18 protein-coding genes are annotated in these 24871 nt (G+C 71.7%); 4 read left to right on the top strand and 14 right to left on the bottom strand.

Annotated features, from left to right (window positions below):
- Positions 1 to 15: 15 nt before the first annotated feature.
- The 5 genes from ACWD12_RS08990 to bldG form a co-directional block, all read right to left on the bottom strand.
- Positions 16 to 1500 (bottom strand): DUF7059 domain-containing protein, encoded by a 1485-nt coding sequence (locus ACWD12_RS08990; protein ID WP_450099064.1) that lies wholly within the window; start codon positions 1498 to 1500, stop codon positions 16 to 18.
- Between the two features lie 65 nt (positions 1501 to 1565).
- On the bottom strand, positions 1566 to 2351 hold the full coding sequence (locus ACWD12_RS08995; RefSeq protein WP_450098956.1) for a hypothetical protein: 786 nt from the start codon (positions 2349 to 2351) through the stop codon (positions 1566 to 1568).
- Between the two features lie 189 nt (positions 2352 to 2540).
- Positions 2541 to 4934 (bottom strand): sodium-translocating pyrophosphatase, encoded by a 2394-nt coding sequence (locus ACWD12_RS09000; RefSeq protein ID WP_358357360.1) that lies wholly within the window; start codon positions 4932 to 4934, stop codon positions 2541 to 2543.
- 535 nt (positions 4935 to 5469) lie between these two features.
- Positions 5470 to 5946 (bottom strand): ATP-binding protein, encoded by a 477-nt coding sequence (locus ACWD12_RS09005; RefSeq protein WP_450098957.1) that lies wholly within the window; start codon positions 5944 to 5946, stop codon positions 5470 to 5472.
- A 115-nt stretch (positions 5947 to 6061) separates the two neighbouring features.
- Entirely contained in the window at positions 6062 to 6403 is a 342-nt protein-coding gene (gene bldG / locus ACWD12_RS09010) for an anti-sigma factor antagonist BldG (protein ID WP_358357365.1), read from the bottom strand.
- Positions 6404 to 6511: 108 nt separating this feature from the next.
- Between bldG and ACWD12_RS09015 the strand changes: the two genes are divergently transcribed.
- A complete protein-coding gene (locus ACWD12_RS09015; RefSeq protein WP_450098958.1) occupies positions 6512 to 8923 on the top strand; it encodes a DEAD/DEAH box helicase in 2412 nt (803 codons plus the stop codon).
- Between the two features lie 434 nt (positions 8924 to 9357).
- Here ACWD12_RS09015 and ACWD12_RS09020 read toward each other — a convergent pair whose 3' ends face one another.
- The 7 genes from ACWD12_RS09020 to ssd all read right to left on the bottom strand — a co-directional run bounded on the left by ACWD12_RS09020 (position 9358) and on the right by ssd (position 15991).
- The gene (locus tag ACWD12_RS09020; RefSeq protein WP_450098959.1) at positions 9358 to 9678 is read right to left on the bottom strand and encodes an Rv3654c family TadE-like protein; all 321 of its coding nucleotides are present in this window, start codon (positions 9676 to 9678) and stop codon (positions 9358 to 9360) included.
- A 65-nt stretch (positions 9679 to 9743) separates the two neighbouring features.
- Positions 9744 to 10160, bottom strand: a complete 417-nt coding sequence (locus ACWD12_RS09025) for a TadE family type IV pilus minor pilin (RefSeq protein ID WP_450098960.1) — start codon at positions 10158 to 10160, stop codon at positions 9744 to 9746.
- Positions 10147 to 10671, bottom strand: a complete 525-nt coding sequence (locus ACWD12_RS09030) for a DUF4244 domain-containing protein (protein ID WP_450098961.1) — start codon at positions 10669 to 10671, stop codon at positions 10147 to 10149. Before ACWD12_RS09030 ends, ACWD12_RS09025 begins: the two co-directional genes overlap by 14 nt.
- Before the next feature lie 127 nt (positions 10672 to 10798).
- Positions 10799 to 11575, bottom strand: a complete 777-nt coding sequence (locus tag ACWD12_RS09035) for a type II secretion system F family protein (protein ID WP_450098962.1) — start codon at positions 11573 to 11575, stop codon at positions 10799 to 10801.
- Positions 11563 to 12606 (bottom strand): type II secretion system F family protein, encoded by a 1044-nt coding sequence (locus ACWD12_RS09040; RefSeq protein ID WP_450098963.1) that lies wholly within the window; start codon positions 12604 to 12606, stop codon positions 11563 to 11565. The genes ACWD12_RS09035 and ACWD12_RS09040 overlap by 13 nt, the downstream gene beginning before the upstream one ends.
- A 337-nt stretch (positions 12607 to 12943) precedes the next feature.
- Positions 12944 to 14107, bottom strand: coding sequence for a TadA family conjugal transfer-associated ATPase (locus ACWD12_RS09045; RefSeq protein ID WP_450099065.1), 1164 nt, complete (start codon positions 14105 to 14107; stop codon positions 12944 to 12946).
- A 783-nt stretch (positions 14108 to 14890) separates the two neighbouring features.
- Positions 14891 to 15991, bottom strand: a complete 1101-nt coding sequence (gene ssd / locus ACWD12_RS09050; RefSeq protein WP_450098964.1) for a septum site-determining protein Ssd — start codon at positions 15989 to 15991, stop codon at positions 14891 to 14893.
- 1042 nt (positions 15992 to 17033) lie between these two features.
- On the opposite strand from ssd, the gene ACWD12_RS09055 reads away from it, so the two are divergent.
- On the top strand, positions 17034 to 17852 hold the full coding sequence (locus tag ACWD12_RS09055) for an HAD family hydrolase (RefSeq protein ID WP_358364410.1): 819 nt from the start codon (positions 17034 to 17036) through the stop codon (positions 17850 to 17852).
- 595 nt (positions 17853 to 18447) lie between these two features.
- Here the strand turns inward: ACWD12_RS09055 and ACWD12_RS09060 are convergent.
- Positions 18448 to 19269 carry an oxidoreductase gene (locus ACWD12_RS09060; protein ID WP_450098965.1) on the bottom strand — a complete coding sequence of 274 codons (822 nt, stop codon included), beginning with the start codon at positions 19267 to 19269 and terminating at the stop codon, positions 18448 to 18450.
- A 185-nt stretch (positions 19270 to 19454) separates the two neighbouring features.
- Between ACWD12_RS09060 and ACWD12_RS09065 the strand changes: the two genes are divergently transcribed.
- Positions 19455 to 20438, top strand: coding sequence for an ATP-binding protein (locus ACWD12_RS09065; protein ID WP_450098966.1), 984 nt, complete (start codon positions 19455 to 19457; stop codon positions 20436 to 20438).
- A gap of 98 nt (positions 20439 to 20536) precedes the next feature.
- On the opposite strand, the gene ACWD12_RS09070 is transcribed toward ACWD12_RS09065, so the two are convergent.
- Positions 20537 to 21856, bottom strand: coding sequence for a hypothetical protein (locus ACWD12_RS09070; RefSeq protein WP_450098967.1), 1320 nt, complete (start codon positions 21854 to 21856; stop codon positions 20537 to 20539).
- Between the two features lie 508 nt (positions 21857 to 22364).
- On the opposite strand from ACWD12_RS09070, the gene ACWD12_RS09075 reads away from it, so the two are divergent.
- Positions 22365 to 24824, top strand: coding sequence for a SulP family inorganic anion transporter (locus ACWD12_RS09075; RefSeq protein ID WP_450098968.1), 2460 nt, complete (start codon positions 22365 to 22367; stop codon positions 24822 to 24824).
- The last annotated feature ends 47 nt before the right edge of the window (positions 24825 to 24871 follow it).

Genomic DNA, 24871 nt, shown 5'->3' on the forward strand with positions numbered 1-24871 from the left:
CGGGTGCGGCTCGGGTCAGGGAGCGGGGGTCTCCGGAAACAGCAGGAATCCGTCGGCGATCAGCGACCGCAGCGGACCGGGTACGGCGTCCCGCAGGGCCACCTGGTCCTCGCCGAGCAGTTCGGCGATCGCGTCGACGATCGCCCCCGCGGTCAGGCGCCCGTCGCTCGCGCCCGCCAGCGCGGCGCCGACCGTGTCGACGCGGTCCGCGCGGCACATGCCGCGCTGCTGGCGGAGCACGACGTACTCCGGGTCCTCGGCGCCGGGTTGCCCGGTCTGCTCCTGGAGCACCGCGGAAGCGAGGCGGAACGCGGTGCCGAGGAGTGCCGCGTCGTCGTGCGAGCGCAGGGCGTCCTGGCGGCGGAACCACGCGGCGATCTCGGCGCCGAGCGGCTGCTCGACCGCGTGCGGCCACTCCTCGATGTGCGCCACCGGCCGTTCGCTGCCCGACTTGTGCAGCGAGATCCAGCCGAAGCCGACACCTTCCACGCCGTCGCGCTCGAACGCGTCCAGCCACGCGTCATACCGGGCGGCGTACTCCGCGCTCTGGTGGTCGCCGGCGTCGCGCAGCCACAACTCGGCGTACTGCGCGGGGTCCTGGACCTCGCGCTGCACGACCCACGCGTCGCAGCCGGTGGGCGCCAGCCACTCGCGGAGGCGGTCCTGCCAGTCCTCCCCCTTGACGTGCTGCCAATTGGCCAGCAGCTGGCAGTAGCCGCCGTCCGCGAGGTGCGCCGGTGCCTCGGCGACCAGGCGGCGGCAGATCTCGTCACCGGGCAGGCCGCCGTCGCGATAGGTGAAGCGTCCCTTCGGCGAGATCACGAAGGGTGGGTTCGAGACGATGAGGTCGAACGTCTCGCGCTCGACCGGCTCGAACAGACTCCCTTCGGCGAGACCGACGTTGGCGATGCCGGACAGCGCCATCGTCAGGCGCGTCAGGTCCAGCGCGCGGCGGTTGACGTCGGTCGCGGTGACGGCTCGGGCGTGCCGCGACGCGTGCAGGGCCTGGACGCCGCAGCCGGTTCCGAGGTCGAGGACGCGGTCGGCCTGCTCGCGGACCGTGATCCCGGCCAGCGTGGTCGAGGCGCCGCCGATGCCCAGGACGTGGTCGGGGCGTACCGAACCGGACACCCCGCCGATGCCGCTGCCGAGGTCGGAGACGACCCACCAGTCGGTGTCGGCCTCGCCGTACGGCCGGATGTCGACGAGCGCGTGCACCTCGTCGCCGTCGCGTGCCAACAGGCCGCCCGCGACCGCCTCGTCGAAGGGCAGCGCGGTGCGCGCCTGCGCGAGGGGCACCCGCGTCTGGAGCAGGAAAAGCCGGATCAAGGTCGCGAGCGGCCCGCCGTCGCCGCGCAAGGAGCGCAGGGCGGGGACGGTCTCGCTGCGCGACAGAGCACCGTACGCCTGCGGCCCGAGCGCGTCGAGGCACCCGTCGACGGTGTAGTCCGCGTCGGCCAGCGCTTCGCGGAGCCGGGTCACCTGGGAGGAGTCGTGCATGGTCACAGGACCATCCTGCCTTGTGCCGACCGGTCTTCCGGACCGCCACGGGGTGTCCGGCGGGGTTAAGGCCTCGCGGACGCCGAGGCGGACGACGATGCCGACGCCGACGCCGACGCCGAGGACGACGCCGACGGCGAAGTGGAGCCGGACACCGAGGCGGAGGCCGACGGTGAGCCCTCGGGCGGTACGGGAGCCGAGGCGGGCGGCGCCGTCGCCGGGTCCGCCGGCGGGGCGGGCGACGTCTCCGGCGTGGCGTCGGACGGCGCGCCGGGCGACGCGGCGGGGCCGCTCACGCAGCCCGGAACTCCGGCCAGGGCCTTGCCCAGTGCGCCCTGGTGGAGTTTGTCGAGCGCGGCGCGCGAGACCGTGAGGGAGCTGGAGATGGTGGGCTCCAGCGCGCGCAGGGCGTCCGCGAACGCCTTCTGGTCGCCGGTCGGCAGTTCCTCCAGCTTGGTGGTGACGGCCGTCCACCCGGCGGCGGTGGCGCGCAGGTCGCCGGTCAGCACCTGCATCTGGGCCCGGCCGTCCTTGATCTCCGGCGGGCCGGCCCGGTCGAGGGCGGCGGCGAACGCGGTGTTGGCCTCGGCGAGTTTGGCGACATCGGCGGCGAGCCGGGCCTTGAGCGCCTCGGGGGTCTCATTGGAAACCACGGTGCCTATGTCGTCGAGCGCCTTCTTGGAGGCGTCGATGCGGCCGGTGACGTCTGTGGTGCAGACTTTGCCCGCCCAGTCGGCGAGTTTCTTGGTGTTGTCGTCGCCGTCGTCGCCGCCGCATCCGGCGGTCACGACCACCACGGCGGCGGCCAGGGCCGCGAGTGCGGGGGATATCGCCGGGGTCTTACGTGCCACGCTCGTCTCCGTGTTCGCATCGCCGTACCGCGTCTGCAAGGCCCCTGCGGCGGGGCCCCGCGGCAGTCCGAGGGTGGCATACGACACGGACGGAGGGCGACGCGGTCCACCGCATCGCCCTCCGTCCCGAATGCCGGCGGACCGTCTCCCGGCCCGTCCGGTCAGCGGGGTGGTACGCCCCGCCGCAGGTCAGCCCCCTACCGGAGTGGCGTCCTTGGGTTCGTTGTTCGGCGTGCCCACGGCGATGGACTTGCGCTTGCTCCACCAGACCGCGCCGATGATCACCACGATCGCGAAGACCGCGATGCCCGCGCGCAGGCCGTCGCTGGCGTCCGCGCCGATGGTGAGCTTGACCACCGCGGGGGCGATCAGCAGTGCGACCAGGTTCATGACCTTCAGGAGCGGGTTGATCGCGGGGCCCGCGGTGTCCTTGAACGGGTCGCCCACGGTGTCGCCGATGACGGTCGCGGAGTGCGCGTCGGAACCCTTGCCGCCGTACGTGCCGTCCTCGATCGTCTTCTTCGCGTTGTCCCACGCGCCACCGGAGTTGGCGAGGAACACCGCCATGAGGGTGCCCGCGCCGATCGCGCCGGCCAGGTACGCGCCCAGCGGTGCGATGCCGAGGGCGAAGCCGACCGCAATCGGTGCCATCACCGCCAACAGGCCCGGGGTGGCGAGTTCGCGGAGCGAGTCGCGCGTGCAGATGTCGACGACGCGGCCGTAGTCCGGCTTCTCCGTGCCGGACATGATCCCGGGCTTCGTGCGGAACTGCTCGCGTACCTCGAACACCACCGCGCCCGCGGCGCGCGCCACCGCGTTGATGGCCAGGCCGCTGAACAGGAACACGACCGCGGCGCCGAGGATCAGCCCGAACAGGTTGTTCGGCTGGGAGATGTCGAGGTTGAACGACAGCGCCTCGAGGCGCGACATACTCTCGTTCGCGCCCTCCCCGACCTCCACCCGGGCGGTCTCGACGGCGTCGCGGTACGAGCCGTACAGGGCCGTCGCGGCAAGCACCGCGGTCGCGATGGCGATGCCCTTCGTGATGGCCTTGGTGGTGTTGCCGACCGCGTCCAGGTCGGTGAGGACCTGCGCGCCCTCGCCCTCGACGTCGCCGGACATCTCGGCGATGCCCTGCGCGTTGTCGGAGACCGGACCGAACGTGTCCATCGCGACGATCACGCCGACCGTGGTGAGCAGGCCGGTGCCGGCGAGGGCCACCGCGAACAGCGCCAGCATGATGATGCCGCCGCCGAGCAGGTACGCGCCGTAGACCGCGATGCCGATGAGCACGGCCGCGTACACCGCGGACTCCAGGCCGAGCGAGATGCCCGACAGGATGACGGTCGCCGGACCGGTGAGCGACGTCTTGACGACGTCCCGGACCGGGCGGCGCGACGTCTCGGTGAAGTAGCCGGTCAGCTGCTGGATCACGGCCGCCAGCACGATGCCGATGAGGACCGCGACGAGGGCGAACACCCGGGGGTCACCGGAGTGTTCGAGGATCTCCTTGCCGGTGGCGGTCGTGTTGGACAGGCCTTCGAGCTCGGAGAACTTGTCGGGCAGGTACGCGAACGCGGCGACGCCGACGAGTGCGAGCGAGATCACCGCGGACAGGAAGAACCCGCGGTTGATCGCGGTCATGCCGCTGCGGTCCCCGGCGCGCGGCGACACCGCGTAGATGCCGATGACCGCGGTGATGACGCCGATCGCGGGGACGATCAGGGGGAAGACGAGGCCGGCGTCGCCGAACGCGGCCTTGCCGAGGATGAGCGCCGCGACGAGCGTCACGGCGTACGACTCGAACAGGTCGGCCGCCATGCCCGCGCAGTCGCCGACGTTGTCGCCGACGTTGTCCGCGATGGTGGCGGCGTTGCGCGGGTCGTCCTCGGGGATGCCCTGCTCGACCTTGCCGACCAGGTCGGCGCCGACGTCGGCGGCCTTGGTGAAGATGCCGCCGCCGACACGCATGAACATGGCCAGCAGGGCCGCGCCGAAGCCGAACCCTTCGAGGACCTTGGGCGCGTCCTCGCGGTAGATGATCACCACGAGTGCGGCGCCGAACAGGCCGAGGCCGACGGTGAACATGCCGGCGACGCCGCCGGTGCGGAACGCGATCCGCATGGCGGTGTGCGAGGCCTCGGGGCCGGTGCCGCCGGCACGTGCCGCGGCGGCCACGCGCACATTGCTGCGGACCGCGAGCCACATGCCGGTGTAGCCGGTGATCGCGGAGAACACCGCGCCGACGAGGAAGAACACCGAGCGGCCGATGCGTTCGTCCCAGCCCTCGGCCGGAAGCAGCATCAGCAGGAAGAAGACCCCGACGGCGAAGAGCCCCAGGGTGCGGAACTGGCGGGTGAGGTAGGCCGCGGCGCCTTCCTGGACGGCACCGGCGATTTCCTTCATCTTCGCGGTGCCCTCGTCGGCGGCGAGCACCTGGCGTACCAGGGCCGCGGCGACGGCGAGGGCGCCGAGCGCAATGACCGCGACCACCACGACGTACGTCAGATCGGTCCCGGCGACCTCGGCGGTCCCCGGTGCTGCGGTGACAGTGGCGAGTTCGGTGAGTTGGAGCCCGGACATGCGTCCTCCATCGCGAGGGATGTTTCGGACTGGCTTCTCAGACGGGCGCTAGACGATCTTTTACAACGTGAATGGGAGTGTATGCAAATGATCAAGAACACACCACGGTAATCTTCATGATCATATCGAATTATGCATAAAATACGCGCACTACGCCGCGATTCGGGGCAATCCCCGGGTAAACAGGTTTTGCGCCGCCGGAATCGGGATAGAAGCCGACGTTGCGGCCTCCCGTCGAAGCCACAACTGGCCGACGAACTGGCGGGCGAACTGGCCTACGGAGGCCTACGAACTTGCCTACGGAGTGGCAGGCGAAGTGCAGGCGAAGTGGTCGCGACTACTGGCCGCGGCCGGTCACCAGCGGAGAAAGCGAAAGCGAACGGCGGGCCTTCCGTATGGAAGGCCCGCCGTTCGCGGATAATTCAGTCGCTTGGAGCAGTAGTCGGGGCGGCGGTCGGAGCAGCGCGGGACACAGCGGTCGACGCGTCTGCCGGCACGGCAGCGGGACGCTCGCCCCAGCGCGCACCCACCTGCGTCACAACCCCAGCGGGTCGTCCCCGATCTTGCCCTTCTCGGACGGCCACGACATACGGATACTGCCGCCGTCGGCACCCGCGCGGACGTCCAACTCGTCGACCAGGCCCAGGATCACGGCGAGGCCCAACTCGCTCTCCGCGACGTCCAGGCTCATGCCGTTCGTCCCCGAGGGGCCGGGCAGGCCGACGGAACCGCCGGGCTCGCCGGCGCCCACCACCGCGGGCTGTGGAACGGCGTCGCGCACCTCGATCGAGAACCGCCCGTCGCCGTCGTCGAGCGTCACCGTCACCGGCTCGTCCGCACCCACCTGGCGGGTGAGACCGACCGCGCGCGAGCACGCCTCGCCGACGGCAAGGCGTACCTCGTCCAGCACGGACTCGGCGACACCGGCCCGGCGGGCCACGGCGGCGGCGACAAGCCGCGCCGTACGGACGTGTTCGGGCAGCGCGGTGAAGCGCAGCTCGACGATGGCCATAGATCCCCCAGCCGTACTTGCCGACGTTCCGACCGGCGGGCTGTCCGGTGCGAAGCGCTACCTGGTTGAAGCGGTGGCGGGCGGAGCGCCCCTCCGCGAGACGGACGGGCGCGGCTCAGTCCGTCGCGTTGACGGCTTCCTCCACCGAGGTGTGGATGGGGAACACCTTGGTCAGACCGGTGATACGGAAGATCTTCAGGATGCGCTCCTGAGTGCACACCAGGCGCAGCGAGCCCTCGTGCGCGCGAACGCGCTTGAGACCGCCGACCAGGACGCCCAGACCGGTCGAGTCCAGGAAGTCCACACCCTCCATGTCCACGATCAGGTGGTAGCTCCCGTCGTTGACGAGTTCCACCAATTGCTCGCGCAGTTTGGGGGCGGTGTACACATCGATCTCGCCGCCCACCTCGACGACCGTACGGCCGCCCTCGGTTCGGGTCGACAGGGACAGGTCCACGGATCCTCCAGCACCTTGCTATCGAGCGGTCGCCCCCCAAGGATCGGCAGCCGCCAAGGCATTCAACCACTTATGGGCGCTACAGGACGATGAATCCCACGACTTTCGATGCGAGACTGGTGCCCGATGTCGCCCAATCCACACTCCCAGGAAGACCTGTTGGACCGCTTGATCGCGGCCCACGGGCGACCCGATCGAGTGACACACGTTCGGCGCATACCCCCGCGAAGGGGCAGGCCGACCATCTGGCCCGATTGGGCGCGCCCGGAAGTCGTGGACGCTTTTCGGGCGGTCGGTGTCGACCACCCTTGGGAACACCAGGCGCTTGCCGCATCGGCAGCCGCGTCGGGCCGATCAGTCGTCTTGGCGACCGGCACCGCCTCGGGCAAGTCCATGGCCTACCTTCTGCCGGTACTCACCGCCCTCTTGGAGGGTACCCGGGCTCCGAACGGCCGTGGTGCCACCGCGCTGTATCTGTCCCCCACGAAAGCGCTCGCAGCCGACCAGATCCGGGCTGTGGACGAGTTGCGCGCCGCGCAAACGGGACTTGATCCGGTGCGCGCGGCGGCCTATGACGGCGACACGCCCGTCGATCTGCGGCGCTGGGTGCGGGGACATGCGGCGTACGTGCTGACCAACCCGGACATGTTGCACCGGTCGTTGCTCCCGGCGCACCGCACGTGGTCGGCGTACCTGAAGGCACTCAGGTACGTCGTGATCGACGAGTGCCACACTTACCGCGGCGTGTTCGGCTCGCATGTCGCCCAAGTGATCCGGCGTCTGCGCCGGGTGTGTCGCCGCTACGGCTCCGACCCGGTGTTCATCCTGGCGTCCGCGACGGTGTCCGATCCGGGCGGTGCCGCGGCCCGGCTCATCGGCGCTGAGCCGGACGACATCGTGGCGGTGACCGACGACGCGTCCCCGCGCGGGGCACTCACCTTCGCACTGTGGGAGCCGCCGCTGACCGACCTGAAGGGCGAACGCGGCGCCCCGGTGCGGCGCACCGCGACCGCGGAGGCGGCGGACCTGCTGACCGACCTCGTGGTCGACGGCGTGCGCACGGTGGCCTTCGTACGCTCCCGGCGCGGCGCGGAGGTGGTCCGCGTGATGGCCCGCGACCAACTCGAACGCATCGACCCCGGGCTGGCCGAGCGTGTCGCGACGTACCGCTCCGGCTATCTCGCCGACGAACGGCGCGGGCTCGAGCGCGCGCTGCACGACGGCCGCCTGCTCGGTGTCGCCGCCACCACGGCACTCGAACTCGGCGTCGACGTCTCCGGCCTGGACGCCGTCCTGCTGGCCGGCTACCCCGGCACGCGGGCGTCGCTGTGGCAGCAGGCCGGACGCGCGGGCCGCGCCGGGCAGGCCGCACTCGCCGTCCTGATCGCCCGGGACGACCCGCTCGACACGTTCCTCGTGCACCACCCGGAGGCGCTCTTCGACCGCCCGGTCGAGGCGACCGTCCTCGACCCGGACAACCCGTACGTGCTGGCTCCGCACCTGTGTGCGGCCGCCGCCGAACTCCCGCTGGAGGAAAGCGAACTGCCGCTCTTCGGGCCGGTCGCCGCCGAACTGCTCCCCGGCCTGGTCCGGCGCGGCCTGCTGCGCAAACGCCCCTCGGGCTGGTTCTGGACCAGTCCCGAGCGCGCGACCGATCTCACCGACATCCGCGGCGCCGGCGGCCAGGCCGTGCGCGTCGTCGAGGAGGACACCGGGCGAGTGCTGGGCACGGTCGACGCCGCCGCCGCGCACAGCGCGGTCCACCAAGGCGCCGTCCACCTCCATCAGGGCGACACGTACCTGGTGCGTCTGCTCGACTTGGCGGACGACGTCGCCCTCGTCCGCCGCGCCGCGCCCGACTGGACGACCTCCGCCCGCGAGACGACCGACATCCGGATCCTCGAAGAGGTGCGCGCGGAGCCGTGGGGCGAAGGCCGCCTGCATTTCGGCTCGGTCGAGGTCACCAGCCGCGTGGTGTCCTACCAGCGCCGCCGCATCATGACCGGCGAAGTGCTCGGCGAGCACAAGCTCGACCTCCCGGAACGCTCGCTGCGTACCCGCGCGGTCTGGTGGACGGTCACCCCCGACCAGGTCGCCGACGCGGCCCTCGACGACACGGACCTGCCGGGCGCCGCGCACGCCGCCGAACACGCCTCGATCGGCCTCCTTCCCCTCTTCGCGACCTGCGATCGCTGGGACATCGGCGGAGTCTCGACCGCCCTGCACCCGGACACCGGCCTGCCGACGGTGTTCGTCTACGACGGCCACGCGGGTGGCGCGGGTTTCGCCGAACGCGCCTACGCCACAGCCCCCTCCTGGCTCGCTGCCACCCGCGACGCCATCGCCGCATGCGAATGCGAGGCCGGCTGCCCGAGTTGCGTGCAGTCCCCCAAGTGCGGGAACGGCAACTTCCCGCTCGACAAGCCCGGTGCGATCAGACTGCTCACCGTGCTGCTGCAGGGCCGCGAGGGCGAGTTGGAGGGGCAGGCACAGGCGGAGTCGGACAAGTCCGAGCAGTAGGCGGACGGGCGCGACCGATGGAACCGACGGGACCAAGTGATCCCCTGGCGCGCCCACCGACCGACCGAGTGCGGAATCAGGGCTGTGCATCGTGTATTCGGGATCGAGTGCGGTGGATTGTGTTGATCGAGTGTCCGGCCATGTGAGCGAGATCGTGATCGGCAGTGGACTCGGACCGGAATCGGGACTGAGGTTGGGGTCGGGGTTGCGATTGGGTTCGCATTCGGGGCCGGGGGCTGGAAACCGGAAACCGGACTTGGAATCGGGATCGGATCGGGATCGGGATCGGGATCGGGATCGGGATCGGAGCCGACGCGAGCGGTCGACGACAGGTGATCCGCACGGCCTGGGGGCGGCGGCAGGGCTGCGTTGTCCGAGCCGAGCACCGGTCCAGGGGTTGTGCGGCCCCGGTTCGCCGGGGCCGCACAACCGGGTCACCGGGGGCCTGCGCGCGCGGCTACCTGAGCCTTGCCGAACGGACGAAGGAGCAGTGGTGGACGTGACTCGGCGACGACGTCGACGAACTCGCCCCTGAGCACGCACATGACCAGCGATGCCCCCTGTTCCTCGGCCGTCCGACGGGCCTCCGCACACGCGTTGCCCTGCCCTACTGCCGCGTGAGCCGCGGCGGACAACGCCGCCGAGTCCGCAGCCGCTGCGGCGCGGTGTCGCGTCGCCACGGCCGCGCCGTACGCCAGCATGACCATCGCCAGGCACACCGGTAGTAGCGACCAGACCGCCACCCAGACGGTCACGGAACCCTCCTCTCCGTGTCGCTCGACCCGGAATCGACCGGGAAGCGCCGGTCCCGCGGGCCCCGTCACGGGGGTGCCGCCTCGTCCACGGCAACTGCCGTGTGATGGACAGGAATCCGCAGCCGGTGCCACGGCCCGGGAAGCGGTACGTCGGCAGTCACGCGGACCCGCACACGCCCGTCCCGCTTCGTGTGTTCGGTGACCGCCCTGCGTGGTGCCAGTTCGTGCACAACAGCCAGGGCATCCGCAGGCGCCTCCCCTCGTGCGAGCGCCCGCGCACCGGCCTGCGCGGCGTCGACACAACGGATTTGCAGCGCCACGGCGCCGACGACAGTCGTGAGTGCGAGCAGGACCAACGCGATAGCCGGAAGCGCCATTGCCGATTCCGCGGTCACGTATCCCCCGTCGGAGGAGCCGAACTTCCGTTTTGGTTTTCGCTTCGTCGGCGCCACCGGCGGGTCGGGCGCGTCAGAAAGTCGCATTGAGCGCCTTTCCGATGACCGCGCTCAACGCGTCCGTCACGACATCGCTGGTGACCACCTTGTAGAGCGCCGCGCTGAATGCGACCGCCGCTACGGTGCCGACCGCGTATTCCGCCGTGGACATTCCGTCGTCACGCCGGAGAAGCCGTCCAAGTCGGCGGAACAGTGGGCCACTTCGCTTCCGCATGCGCAGCACGAGAACGCGCGGAATACCGGGCTTCCGTTTGGCGGACGACGGCTCCGCGAAGGCCTGCGGGTGGTCGGCTTCCGTCGGGTAATCGGCCCCGGCCGGGTGGTCGGCCCCGGCCGGGTGGCCGTTCGGTGGCGTCGCGGTCGGCGCGGGCGGTGCCGCGAGGGTCGTGGCGACCGGGTCCGGGACAGCGTCGGTTGCGGCGGTTGCGGCGCTGGTCGTCGCCAAGGCCGTCGAGACGGTGGAGGTTGCGGAGGTAGCGGTCGGCGTGACAGGGGAAGTCGTTGCGTCGGTCGGTGTGACGGTGGTGGTGTCGGACATGGAGGTCCTCCAGTTGTTCGTGGGCCGGGCGTCCGGGGTTGGGGTCGGAGTCGGAGTGGTCTCGGAGTCGGGGCGGGAGCCGAAGTCGGAGTCGGAGTCAAGGCGGGAGCCAGCGTCGGGGTCGGCGTCAGGTCTGCGCGAGCAACGGCGTCGCCAGGCCGACGACGACGGGAAGCACTCCGATCAGCAGGAAGGCGGGCAGGAAGCACACGCCGAGCGGCAGGGTGGCGCGTACGGCCGTGCGTCTCGCGGCTGCGGTCAGGTCACTTCGTCGGCGGTCGCGGCATTCGTCGGCGACGTGCGCGATCCGTTCCGCAAGCGGCGCGCCGCCCTCACCGGAACGGGACAGCGCACGGGCCAGCGGCGCCAGTTCGCGGGACGCCGCGAGGGCCGACCAACTGCGCGCCGGATCACCGCCGAGACGTACCGAGGCTGCCGCGGCCCGCAGTTCGCTGCCGAGCGGACCGCCGATCGCGTCGGCGACCGCCGTCACCGCCTCGACGGGAGGCGCACCCGCGGCCAGGCAGGCCGACAGCAGATCGGCCGCGGTCGGAAGGTCGGCCGCCATGCGCTCACGCCGGAGACGATCGGCAGCCGGGGCTATGCGCCCGAGTTGCCGGTCCACGGCAAGACCGACGAGCGGTGCGGCGACGACTCCGGGGAGTCCGCCGACGACGAGCGCGGCGGCCAGCCCCGCAAGTGCGGCTGCTGTTGCGCGGCGTACCCGGGCCTTGCGGGCCTCGCGCGTGTCCGGCGCGGCGGGCCGCCCTCCGTGACGGGTGCCAACGGCGGCCTTCAATCGATCACGGCCGCGGGTTCGAGGCGCCGGGACGGCGAACCACGCGGCGCAGGCCGCGAGTACGCCGACGACCAGCAGACCCGGCGTCGCGGCTACGCCGTCCATCGTGGTCCCCGGGCGTCCCGGGCGATGCGGTCCGTCCAGTCCAGACCGAGGGCGATGAGGATCAGTCCCAAGGTGAGGCAGCCGATGCCGAGCGGCGTGTGCAGGAGTACGTCGAGCGGGTTCGCACCGACGCCCTGCCCCAACAGCAGGCCCACGAGCGGCAGGGCCGCGAGAAGGCGGGCGGTGGTGCGGGCGCCGGACAACTCGGCTTCCAATTCACGGTGTCCGGACTCCTCGGCGCGCAGGCCGACGGCGATCCGGTCGAGGGCGGGCGCGAAACCCGCCCCGCGTTCGGCGGCCACTCGCCAGCAGGCGGCGATGCGCGCGAGGGCGTCGGCGCCCGGCGCCGCGGCGGCTCGCACGAGAGCGTCGGGGACGTCGCCGCCGACGCGGGCGACGGCCACCGCCTCGGTGAGGCAGCTGCGGACGGGTCCGGTCAGGACCTGGGCGGCCGCCGTGAACGCTTCGGACGGCGGCTGCCCGGCCCGCAGTTCGCCGACCATCGCGGTCGCCAGCTCCGCGATGCCCGAGCGCCGCTCGACGGCGGCGCGCAACGCCTCTGCCCGGGCGCGCCGCCGCACCGAGTACACGGACGCCGGTAACGCGAGCACCAGAGGGACCAGGGATGCGGTCGTGGCGGCGAGGAGCATCGAACACCCCAGGAGAACCACGGTCGTACGTGCCTCGCGGGCGAGGACGGCGGCCCGCAGTCTGTTGCCGGCCTTGGCGGCTCGGCTGGCCGGGACGGTGAAGGCACGTGCCCCGTCTGGCCCGTCTAGCCCCTCTGACCCGCCAGGCCCGTGAGGTTCGTGGACTCCGCCGAGTCCCCTGCCCCCGACCGGCGCGGGGGCCGCGAGGTCGCGGACTCGCGCCCGGCCCACGCGGGTGCCCGCGATCCAGATCGCACCGGCGGCAAGGACCGGGGCCAGAAGGGTGCCGACGGCCAAGGAGGTCGGGAACGGCGTCGCGGGGGCAAGGGGCGGTGGCGTCGAAGACGCCGAAGTGGTGAGGGAGGTTGCGAGGTAGGTCATGTGGAGCCGCCTGTCTGGATCGCCAAGGCTGACCGAGGTGATGGGCGTGTCTTCAAACTCGCGCCGCGCCCGCGACGCCTGGCACACCGCCGGGCCCCGACGGCCCTCTGGGGAACGGTGTCGCCGACTCCCTGTCGAGTCCCGACCGAAGGCGCCTGAAGGTGACTGAAGGCCACCGGGGACGAGCTGCGGGGTTGCGCCTTGTGGTTGCGGACGCGCTGGGTGTGGCGAGGCAGCCCGGCGCCGGAGCTCTCCGACGTGGGTGCGAGGCCGCGAGTCGGCGCCGCGAGGGGACCGAGCACGAAGGTCCGCCCTCGCACAGGCCGGGGCGCGGTGGTCAGGGGCGCCACCAGCCCGCCAGGCGGGCGGCCAGGCGCGGAAAGCCGGGGCCCTGGCGGTGTGGGGCCGTGCGGTCGAGGAGCAGCGCCGGCACGGGATGCACGAGGCCTCGCGGATTGCGTTCCAAAACGTGGATTTCGGCGACCCGGCGGAGTCCGTCCCGGTCGCGTACGAGATGGACGACCACGTCAAGGGCGGCGGCCAGTTGGCTGTGCAGGGCGTCGCGGGTGAGGCCGGCAGGGGAGGCGAGGGCTTCGAGACGCGCGGGCACATCCGTTGCCGAGTTCGCGTGGATCGTGCCGGCTCCTCCCTCCTGGCCGGAGTTCAAAGCGGCCAGCAACTCGGTGACTTCGGTGCCGCGCACCTCGCCCACGACGATGCGGTCCGGACGCATGCGCAGCGCCTGACGGACGAGGTCCCGGAGGCTGACGGCGCCCGCCCCCTCGATATTGGGCGGCCGGGACTCCAGTCGGACGACATGGGCGTGTCGGGGAGTCAGCTCGGCCGAGTCCTCGATCAGGACGAGGCGTTCGGCCGGGTGCGCGGTCCCCAGGAGGGCACCGAGCAGCGTGGTCTTGCCCGTTCCCGCGCCACCGGAGATCAGGAATGCGCACCGGGCGGCGACGATCGCCCGCAGGATCTCGGCCGCCTCGGGTGGGAACGCCCCGCAGGTGACCAGGTCGTTCAGCGACATCGTGGTCCGGCGGGGCACCCGGAGCGAGAGGCAGGTGCCGCGGACCGCGATGGGCTTGAGGACGGCGTGCAGGCGGACGCCGTCCGGCATGCGCGCGTCCACGTAGGGCGAGGCGTCGTCCAGGCGCCGGCCCGCCGAGGTGGCGAGTCGCTGCGCGAGACGTCGGACCGCGGCGTCGTCGGGGAAGGTCACCCGCGTACGCTGCGGCCCCGCGCCGCGGTCGATCCACACTTCGTCGGGTGCGTTGACGAGGACGTCGGTGACCTCGGGGTCGGCGAGGAGCGCGTCGAGGGGGCCGGCACCGACGATTTCGGAACGCAGGGCACGCAGAACGGCCATGACGGTCGCGTCGCCCAGTACCCGGCCTTGGGCGCGGAGCGCTTCGGCGACGGCGGCGTGCGTGGGATCGCGGCCCTCGGCTGCGAGGCGGGCGCGCACGCCGTCGACAAGCTGTGGATCGATCGGCATGTCGGTGGGCGGGAAGTCGGGTGGCCCCGCGGGCCCGGGAGGTGCGGGCGGCCGCGGCGGCATGGGCGGAACGGGTGGCACCGAGGGTGTGGTCGGGGGCGGCGGCGCGCTCGGAGGTCGCGGCGCGAGCGGATGCCGCGGGGCCGGAGCGACGGGAGCCGCGGCGCTCGCGAGCGGGCGGGGGCGGGGACGGCTGCTGTCGGCTTCGGGTGTGGTCGGAATGCCCTGGAGCGTCGTGTGCGTGGGCGGCAGCAGGGGGTGTGCGGGGTAGACGCCGGTCTGCGCGCGGGCGGCGGTGCTGGGGCTCATGAGCGACTCCTTGGCATGGGACAGGCGCTGGTCGACCGGGTGCCGGTCGGACGGGTGGTAGGGCAGGTGGTGCTGGGACACGGGGTGGTGGAACAGCCGGCAGTAAGACGGCCGCTGAGGCGCCGGAGCCGGTGGAAGTGACCTGTGGTTGATGTGGCTTCGGATGCGGCGTCAGGTGAGTGGCTTCGGATGCGGCGTCAGGTGAGTGGCTGCGAGCGAGCGGCTGCGTTGGCGGTCGCTGCGTTGGCGGTCAGATCGGGCCCATCGGATCAAGCGCATCGGATCGGCCTATGCGAATCGGCTGTGCGGGACGATCCGCGGATCGACCTCTGCTCGGATCGACCTGCGCGCGGATCGCTTGATCGGATTGCACAGAACCGCCGACCCTGTGATCCGCAGTGAGGGTCGCCGCGACACCGCACTGAAGGGTGGGGCAACGGGGGCTGGGGCGCTGCGTGTTGCCTGTGGGGCGGTTCACGCGACCTCCGAGTGGGGTGTGGGCATGGCCCGGTCCAGGAAGTCGCGGCAGAAGCGGGCGAGCGGACTGCGCGACTTCGTGCCGGGGGCTTCACCGCGTTCGACCGACTCGACGAGGCCGGACTCGTGCCGGAGTTCGCCGGCCAGCGGGAGACCGGCGTTGGCCGCGACCTCGTCCGGGTCGAGTCCCGACGGTGACGGGGTACGGACGACCGCGCGCAGATCGCGGACCACCGGTCGGACGAGCGAGACCACTTGCGCCGCGGCGGCGATCGCGCGCAGCTCGGCCGGGATGACGACCAGGCCCGTCCCACACTGAGCGAGGGCCTCCTCCGATACGGCGTCCGGGCGCCGGGGCATGTCGACGACAACCACCTCGTGGCGGCGTCGGACCGCGCCGACGATCGCGCGCATCGCGTCCTGCGGAACCCCGCCCGGGGCGCCGCGGTCCCAGGACAGCACCGTGAGCCCGTGCAGGCGGGGCAGCGCGGCCGACAGGGCACCTCCGTCGACGCGCCCCCGTGCGCCCCGCAGATCGGGCCAGCGCAGCCCGCCGACGGCCTCGCCGCCGAGCAGAACATCGATGCCGCCGCCCAGCGGGTCCACGTCGATCAGGGCGGCGGTGCGCCCGCGTTGCGCCGCCGTGACCGCGAGCGCACAGGCGAGAGTGCTCGCCCCCGCTCCCCCGCGCCCGCCGACCACCGCGACGGACAGCGCGGCGCTGGTGGCCCCGTCGGCGATGTCGGCGAAGCGGTCCACGAGCCAGGCCTCGGCGTCGGGCAGGAAGATGACATGGTCGGCGCCGACCGCGACGGCCCGCCGCCAGACCTCGCCGTCGTCGAGGTCGGAGCCGAGCAGCACGATGTCGTCGCGGCGCGGGAGTCCGCAGCGGGCGGCCTCGTCGGCGAGGTCGTCGCCGACGATCACCAGCGGGCTCGCGCCCCAGGCCGCGCGGGCCGACCCGGCGTCGGCGCAGACCTCGGGCTCGATGCCCGTGACCGCGCACAGGCGCAAGAGTTCGTCCAGGAGGCGCGGATCACCGGTGACGAGCAGCGGACGCGGCGGACCGACCGGGCGTGGTGGTGACAACGAGGACATGGCCGAGCTCCCGAGGTACGTGGACCGGCCGCCGCACGCGCAGGCGCGCCGGCTCGGTCGGATGTGCTCGGGAGGTCGGTTCGCGTCATGGGTTCACAGAGGCTTGGGCCACGTCATCCGGGCGCGCGGCTCCCACGCGGTGCCCGACTCCGACGGCGGCTCGAAGCGGGGCCTCAAAGCTGCGCGTTGGGGTCGTGCGTCGGTCGTGCGGTGGAGCGTCGCGGTGCGGTGGTGCTGTCCGGTGTGCGGCCTCCCGAAGGTCTGCCTCAACCTTCGGGCACCCCGGGGGTTCGGCCGAGCGGGTGGAGCAAAGCTGGGGATAACCCCGCCCTGTGGATAACGGAATCACCCTTTTGAGGGATGGTGAAGTAACGATCGAGTGCATATGTGCGGGCGATGTGACGGAAATCGCGGAACTACGCGCGGAACTCTCCGATCCACCGACACGAACAACCAACTCGAAGAAACCAGAAGGAACTTGACGGAACCCAAGAGAACCCGAAGAAATCCGACCGGATCGCCCGACGCGCCGCCGATGTCAAGTCGCCACGCGGGGAGGGGCACCGGATGGCACAAGCGGGTAAGTCCGGGGCGGGCAAGCTGTTAGCGAGCGGATAGCACGAAGCGGAAGAGTCGGCGGCGAGCAGCGGTCGAGCGCGCCGACGCGCCACGCCACAAGCTTGCGTACGAGCCCCCGTACGGCCCCGCGCGCGCACGTCGCGCACCCGCTCGACAAGGCCGGAAGGTCTTCCTCCTCGGGACGGAAGCCGCCGCCGTAGGGCCCGGAAATCGCCCCGACAAGCAGGGATCACCTGCGGTACCACTACGGGAACCCACCGCCGAAGCGTCCGCGCGAAACCGTCTCGGACAAGCGACGACCCCCGCCGGGGGGGAGAGCGGGGGTCGTCTCCACGGCCGACTCGGGGGGGAGGAGCCGGACCGGGTTAGCACGGTCGCAGAACGATCCGTGGCTTCCAGGATGTACCCGAGAGGCTTCTCGGGCAAACCCGTGTGCCTGAGTTTACGCCGAATGGCTCCCCCTATCCTCAGGTACGTGGAAAACCACGTACCCAAGCGGACCGCAGCGTTCTTCGATCTCGACAAGACCATCATCGCCAAGTCCAGCGCGCTGGCGTTCAGCAGATCGTTCTACCAAGGCGGTCTGATCAACCGCCGGGCCGTGCTCAAGAGCGCGTACGCCCAGTTCGTGTTTCTCGTGGGCGGCGCCGACCACGACCAGATGGAGCGCATGCGCGAGTATCTCTCCGCGCTGTGCCGCGGCTGGGATGTGCAGCAGGTGCGCGAGATCGTGGCGGAGACGCTGCACGATCTCATCGACCCGCTGATCTACGACGAGGCCGCGTCGCTGATCGAGGAGCACCACGCGGCCGGCCGCGACGTGGTGATCGTCAGCTCGTCGGGCGCCGAAGTGGTCGAGCCCATCGGGGAGATGCTCGGCGCGGACCGGGTCGTCGCGACGCGCATGGTGGTCGAGGACGGGCGGTACTCCGGCGAGATCGAGTACTACGCGTACGCCGAGAACAAGGCGAACGCGGTGCGCGAACTCGCCGACAGCGAGCGCTACGACCTGACCCGCTCCTACGCGTACAGCGACTCCGTCACCGACCTGCCCATGCTGGAGGCGGTCGGCCACCCCTACGTCGTCAACCCGGACCGGGGTCTGCGCCGCGAGGCCGTCGCGCGCGGCTGGCCGGTGCTGACCTTCAACCGACCCGTGCAACTGCGCCAGCGCGTCCCGACGTTGCCCGTCCCCTCCCGGTCCGTGCTGGCGGCGACGGCACTCGGCGCGGGCGCCGCCGCCGCGGGCCTGGTCTGGTACGCCGCGAAGCGGAGGCGCTGACCGGGCCGGGCACGAGCCGAACCGGCAAGACAAGCAGGCCGGCAGGCAGGCACTGGCAAGCAACACCTGTGCGCGAACTGCCCGGCGAACCGCAGCCGAAGCGACACCGAACCGCGCCGCAAACACGCCGCAAAAACACGCCGCAACCAGGCCGCAACGGCGCCCGATTGATCACCTTCGACCCGAAAGGTAAAGATCTTGGGCGAAGGGTTCCGCTGACTCCGGCAACCCAGTAGAAAGGGGATCAACGGCCCGCGGGACCGCCTCCGGGCGGGGTGGCGACACCCCACCGAGGCAGACGGCCACACGGACCGAGCACGGACATCGGGAACCCACGCGCGACCGACCCTCGTAGGGGCCGAACGCGCCGGACCACCGGGGCTCGCCCCGGGCCGGCCGTCATAACGGTGCACGCTCTGGTACCCCGTTGTACGTGACGAGTGGCGGCGTCCTCCCCGTGGGCGCCGCCAATTTTTGTGCGCCCGCAACCCGCCGACACCGTGGCACTGCGGGACGGTGGCACAGCAGCACAGCAGCACAGCAGCACGACACCGACCGCGAACCGCGAACCACAGACCGCACCCGCCACGCGCACTCACATCCCGCGCATGACCGCCTCGCACACCGCAACGCTCTCGCGCGCCCCCAGCGTCACGGCCTCCGCGCAGTGCCCGACCCACCCCGCGACACCCTCCGGCGTACCGGACACATAGCCACGCAGCGCCTTTTCGTACGCGTCCGCCCCCAGGTCGAGGTGTCCCACCTCCGGCACGACCGCCGACTTCGGGTCGAGCCCGCGCGTGATGAGCACAATGCGCTGCGCCGCGCGCGCGACGAGGCCGTTGCCCCACACGAACGGCTGGAGCGCCAGGATTTCGCCGTGTACAAGTGCGGCGACGACGATCGCCGGTGCCTCACTCGGCTCGATGAGCAGCCGTGCCAGGCCGTCCAGGCGTGCGGTCACCTCGTCGGCGCCGGGCAGGACGCCGGGGTCGGGGCGAACCGCCACGTCCTCCCCGGCCAGGCGCGGGCGGCCGAGCGCGTCCGCCGCCACGACGTCCGCGGCGGCGACCATGTGCAGGCGCGCGAGGACCTGGAGGGGGCTGCGGCGCCAGATGTCGACGAGGGTCCCGTACTCCGCGGAGAGCCGCAGTGCGCCCCCGACGATGCCGGCTTCGGCGTCGTCGGTGCGCGAGTAGTCGGTGCGGCGGCGCACCTCTTCGAGGGACCAGTCCGCGCCCTCGAGTGCGGCGCTCGCGCGCGCCCCGCGCAGGGCGGACTCGGCGCTGATCTCGGGGCTGCGGCGGCGCATCGTGCGGTGCCCCAGCAGGGCGTCGACGGCCTTGCGGGCGGTCTCGACGGCCTCGGGCACGCCGGGCAGCGCGGCGACGGCGGCGAACGGGTCTCGGGTGTCCACCCGCCGACCCTACGCGCAACGCGCGCCCCCGCGCGTACGCCCCCCGGCGCTCGCCGGGCCCGGCGGCCCCTCCGAGGGCGCTCTCACGCTCCGATTGACGCGGACACGAAGCGCAACGGATGATCCTTGTCGAAAACGATTGTCACTCTCGACAACGTGGCTCCCCGCACGGAAGGACCGACCGCGTGAAGATCGCCTTCGTCGGCAAGGGCGGCAGCGGCAAGACGACGCTCTCGTCCCTCTTCGTCCGCCACCTGGGCGCCGCCGGCCTCCCGGTCCTCGCCGTCGACGCGGACATCAACCAGCACCTCGGCGTCGCGCTCGGGCTCACCGACGCGAAGGCCGCCGCCATCCCGCCGCTCGGCGCCCACCTCGGGCTCATCAAGGACTACCTGCGCGGCGACAACCCGCGCATCGCGTCCGCGGCGGAAATGATCAAGACGACGCCGCCCGGGCAGGGTTCGCGGCTCCTGCGGCTGGACGAGGACAACCCCGTCTACGACGCCTGCCGCCGTCCCGTCGGCAGCTGCTGCAGCGGGATGCGCATCATGGCCACCGGTCCCTTCGAGGAAGGCGACCTGGGTGTGGCGTGCTACCACTCCAAGGTCGGCGCGGTGGAGCTGATGCTCAACCACCTCGTGGACGACGCCGGCGAGTACGTGGTCGTCGACATGACCGCGGGCTCGGACGCCTTCGCCTCCGGGTTGTTCACGCGCTTCGACATGACGTTCCTGGTGGCCGAACCGACCCGCAAGGGCGTGAGCGTCTACCGGCAGTACCGCGAGTACGCGCGCGACTGGGACATCTCCCTCGCCGTCGTCGGCAACAAGGTGCAGGGCCCGGACGACCTGGCGTTCCTGCGCGAGCACGTCGGCGCCGACCTGCTGACCTGGACCGGGCAGTCGGAGTTCGTGCGCGAGGTCGAGAAGGGCCGCGCCCCCGGCTTCGAGCTGCTCGAAGCGGACAATCGCGCGGCGCTGGAGCGCATGCGCGAGGCGGTGGACGCGACGTACGAGCACCGCGACTGGCAGCGCTACACCGCGCAGATGGTCGAGTTCCACATCAAGAACGCGCACAGCTGGGCCAATTCGAAGACCGGTGTCGACCTGACGACCCAGGTGGACCCGGAGTTCGTGCTCGGCCCGGCGGCGCTTGCGGCGCGGGTCTGACCACGCCCTCCCGCAACCGGAGAGGGCGGGCCCGCACTATGCGGGTCCGCCCTCTCCGGCGTTGCAGGGACTCCGGTAGCCCGGCCGTCCGGGAATGCTCAGTCGCGGCGCGCGGGGGGCGCGATGTACGGCGCGGAGCCCGCGGGGTTGACCGGGGCCTGGGAACCGCCGGTGACCGTACCCCAGTCGGCGGGCGTCTGGGCGACGCCGAGGCCCTGGAGCTTGGCGACGACGCCCGGGTCCTGCGCGTCCAGCCAGTCGACGAACTGCCGGAAGGAGACGCAGCGCACGCCGTCCTTCTTGCAGACGCCGCGCATCGTGTTCTCGACCGCGTTCATGTAGACGCCGCCGTTCCAGGTCTCGAAGTGGTTGCCGATGAACAGCGGCGCGCGGTTCGAGTTGTAGGCGCGGTCGAAGCCGCCCATGTAGAAGTCGGTCGCCTGCTGCTCCAGCGCGGGCCACTGCGACTGCGGCGCATCCTTCTTGCCGTTGGTCTGCTGGAACATGATGTTGTAGTCCATCGACAGCTGCGACTTGCCGCCCGGCCCGGGCCAGGGCAGCGACTGCAGCGGCAGGTCCCACAGGCCGTCCTTCTTCTTCGGCCAGACCTGGAGACCGCCCTTCGAGCTGGCGTCGTACCGCCAGCCGAACTGCTTCGCGGCGGGGATCAGGGTGTTCTGCCCCTCCAGGCACGGGGCCCGGCCGCCGATCAGCTCCTTCTTGTAGTCGAACGGCAGCGACGGGATGTCGGTCCAGCCGGAGTTGGTACGCCAGTTCTGCACGAAGGAGTAGGCCTGCTCGATCTCCTTCTTCCACTCCTCCACCGACCAGCTGTCGCCGCCCTTGGCGCCGCAGAAGTGGCCGTTGAAGTGGGTGCCGATCTCGTCGCCCTCGAGCCACGACTCACGCATCTGCTGCAGCGTGGCGCGCTCGTTCTTGTCGAGCAGGAACTCGATGTCGGTCGCCCCCGGACCGTGCTTGGGTCCCTGGTAGAGCGACTTCTTCGACTCGGGCAGGACGTAGATCCCGGACAGGAACATCGTCATGTACGCGTTGCTCTCGCGCGCCACCTTGCGGAACCGGGAGACGAGGTTCACACCGTCCATCTCGGCCGCGCCGTCCCACGAGAAGACCACGAACTGCGGCGGCTTCTCCCCCGGCTTCAGCTTCTCCACCTTGGGCTGGTTCGGCTGCGGGCCGGTGTCGCTCGTCGACCCGTCGCCGATCGGCTTGCCCTCGCGGGGGCCGGTGGGTGACGGCGAGTCCGAACCGGAGCCGCCGTTGGGCCCTGCGCCGGAGTTCTTGGCCGGCGAGGCACCGGAATCCTTGTCGTCACCGCTCTTGGCGAACACGACGAAGCCGATGGCGGCCAGCACCGCCACGACCACAAGGACGGCGGCACCTCGGACAGAACGCACAGTTCACCTCATTTGTTGGCAGGACCCCGCGGTTTGGGACGCATCTGGCACGACCACTTGCCCACAGACACGCACCCCGGAGCCGCTTCGGTTGCACGGACTATCGGCAACCACCGCCGCATACCCGGCAAATGGCAATGATCACCACCGGGTGATGTGAAGCAAAGCACATCACCGTAGGTGACAACTAGCACGTGGACCGAAAGGTCACGGAGACGACGCGCGCAATTGTTTCACCCGTTTGAGCGGGATTTTTACCGTTTCTCGATGAGAAACTGAAGGTAGCGTAAAGACTACTTAGTGCAATCTTGGCGTTCGGCTGCCGCGTGCCCAGCCGCCCGCAACGCCGACGCGCCCCCACCAGGCAACACGGCCGTACGGCAACCCTGCCCTCAAGGCACCCGCCCACAAGGCGTCCGCCACCCGGCCACCCGCCAGTCCACCGCCTGACCAACCGCCCGAGCCGATCCCCGGCCGCGGCGGCTGACCACCCGGAGGAGACGGGATCATGACCCTCCCCACGCGCCCGCCCAAGGCGGCCCGCACCGCACTGCGTGCCCACGCAGTAGTCCGCCACGACCTCGGCGCATCCCTGGTCGTTTTCCTCATCGCGATCCCGCTCTCGCTCGGCATCGCCCTTGCCGCCGGCGCCCCGCTGACCTCCGGCATCATCGCCGCGGTCGTCGGCGGCCTCGTCGTCGGCACCCTCGGCGGCGCGCCACTCCAGATCAGCGGCCCCGCCGCGGGCCTGACCGTCGTCGTCGCCGGCCTGGTCCCGATCTACGGCTGGCGCGTCACCTGCGCGATCACCGTGGTCGCGGGGCTCCTGCAGATCCTGCTCGGCCTCGCCAGGGTCGCCCGCGCCGCGCTGGCGCTGTCCCCCGCCATCGTGCACGGCATGCTCGCCGGAATCGGCATCGTGATCGCCATCGCGCAGCTGCACGTGGTCCTCGGCGGCTCGCCGCAGAGCGAGGCGCTCGACAATCTGCACGAACTCCCCGGCCAGCTGGCGGCATTGCGCATGCCCGAACTGACCGTCGGCGTACTGACGGTGGCCGTGCTGCTGGCCTGGCCGCTGCTGCCGAAGCGGCTGAACGCGCTGCGGCGCGTACCCGGCCCGCTGGTCGCCGTGGCCCTCGCCACCGCGGTCGCCACCCTGGCGAGCCTGGACGTCGCACGCGTGGACCTGCCCGGTGCCGCCCTGGCGCTGCCCTCGGTCCCGGTCGGCTTCGGCTGGGCGGGCCTGGTCACCGCCGTGGTGACGGTGGCCGTCGTCGGCGCCGTCGAGTCCCTGCTGTCCGCGGTGGCGACCGACCGCCTCCACCACGGCAAGCGCTCCGACCTCGACCGCGAACTCGCCGCCCAAGGCGTCGGCAACGTGGTCTCCGGCATGGTCGGCGGCTTCCCGATCTCGGGCGGCGCCATCCGCTCCACGGCCAACGTCCGTGCGGGCGCCACCACGCGCTCCGCCACGATCATGCACGGCCTGTGGGTCCTCCTGTTCGTCGGCCTCCTGGGCGGCATGGTCGAGCGCATCCCGCTGGCCGCACTCGCCGCGCTGGTCATGGTCGTCGGCATGCAGATGGTCAACCGCGCGCACATCCGCCACGTGCACCGGCACCGTGAATTCCCGGCGTACGTCGCGACCGTGGTCGGCGTCGTGGTCGCGGGCGTGCTGGAGGGTGTGGCCCTCGGCGTCATCGCGGCCGTCGTAATGGCGCTGCTGCGGCTCAGCCGAAGCACGGTGCACACGTACGAGCGCGACGGCGCGCTGCACGTGGAGGTGCACGGCGCACTCACCTTCCTGTCGGTGCCGCGCCTCTCGCGCGTCCTCGACAAACTGCCGACGGGCGAACACGTCGTGCTCGACCTGACCGTCGACTACCTCGACCAGGCCGCGTTCGAGGCCGTGCACACGTGGCGCAACGCCTATGTCGCGCGCGGCGGGCAGGTCGAGATCGAGGAGATCCACGACGACCATTACGGCCGGGCCGCCGGCGGCCAGCCGGGCTCGCGCCGCATCGGGCCGACCCCGTCCGCGCGCTGGTTCGCACCGTGGTGGCACTGGCAGCGCCTGCACCCGCGGCGCGGCCGCCCGCCAGCGCACCCGCTGGTCGCCGGCGCCCGGGAGTTCCAGCTGCGTACCGCACCGCTCGTCCAACCCTTCCTCGAACGCCTGGCCCTCGAAGGGCAGAACCCCGCCCAGCTGTTCATCACCTGTGCGGACTCGCGGATCGTCCCCAACCTGATCACCGCGAGCGGACCCGGCGACCTGTTCACCGTGCGCAATGTGGGCAACCTCGTGCCCCCGCACCCGCACGGGTCGGAGACACACGGGGGCGCCGACGACTCGGTGGGCGCCGCCATCGAGTACGCGGTCTCGGTCCTCGGCGTCCGCAGCATAACCGTGTGCGGCCACTCGGGCTGCGGCGCGATGCAGGCGCTCCTCGCGGGAGCGTCGGACCGGGGCGAGGAGGCCGCGGACCGCGTGCCCGCGGACACCGCCGCCACGACATCGGAGGCAGCCGCGGACGCGGGCAAGGCGTCCCGTGGCGACGCCGAGGACGCAGAAGCCGCCCCTGCCGCGCAGGGCCTCCCGGACCACACCCCGCACCTGCGCCGCTGGCTCGTCAACGGCCGTACCAGCGTGGAGCGTTACACGCAGCGGCCGGCCCCGACGCTGTCCGGGTACGCGCCATCGCCCGTCGAGCAGCTCTGCCTCACCAACGTGCTGCAACAGCTCGACAACCTGCTCGGCCACCCGGTCGTGCACCGCGCCGTCGAGGACGGCCAACTCCGCCTGTTCGGGCTGTACTTCGACCTGGCATCGGCGCAGATGTACGTGCACGACGCCGCCACCGGCCAGTTCGAGCCCGTCGTCGCGCCGCTGGACCGGCCCGCGAGCCGGAATGCGCCCGACGCACAGCCTGAGGAGGCCCTCGAAGCGGCCGCCGCGGGAAGGCCCTGAGGAAATCCGAATTCGCGCCCAACCTCCGGCCGTCCGGCTCCGAAAGA

The sequence above is a fragment of the Streptodolium elevatio genome (assembly GCF_053592165.1).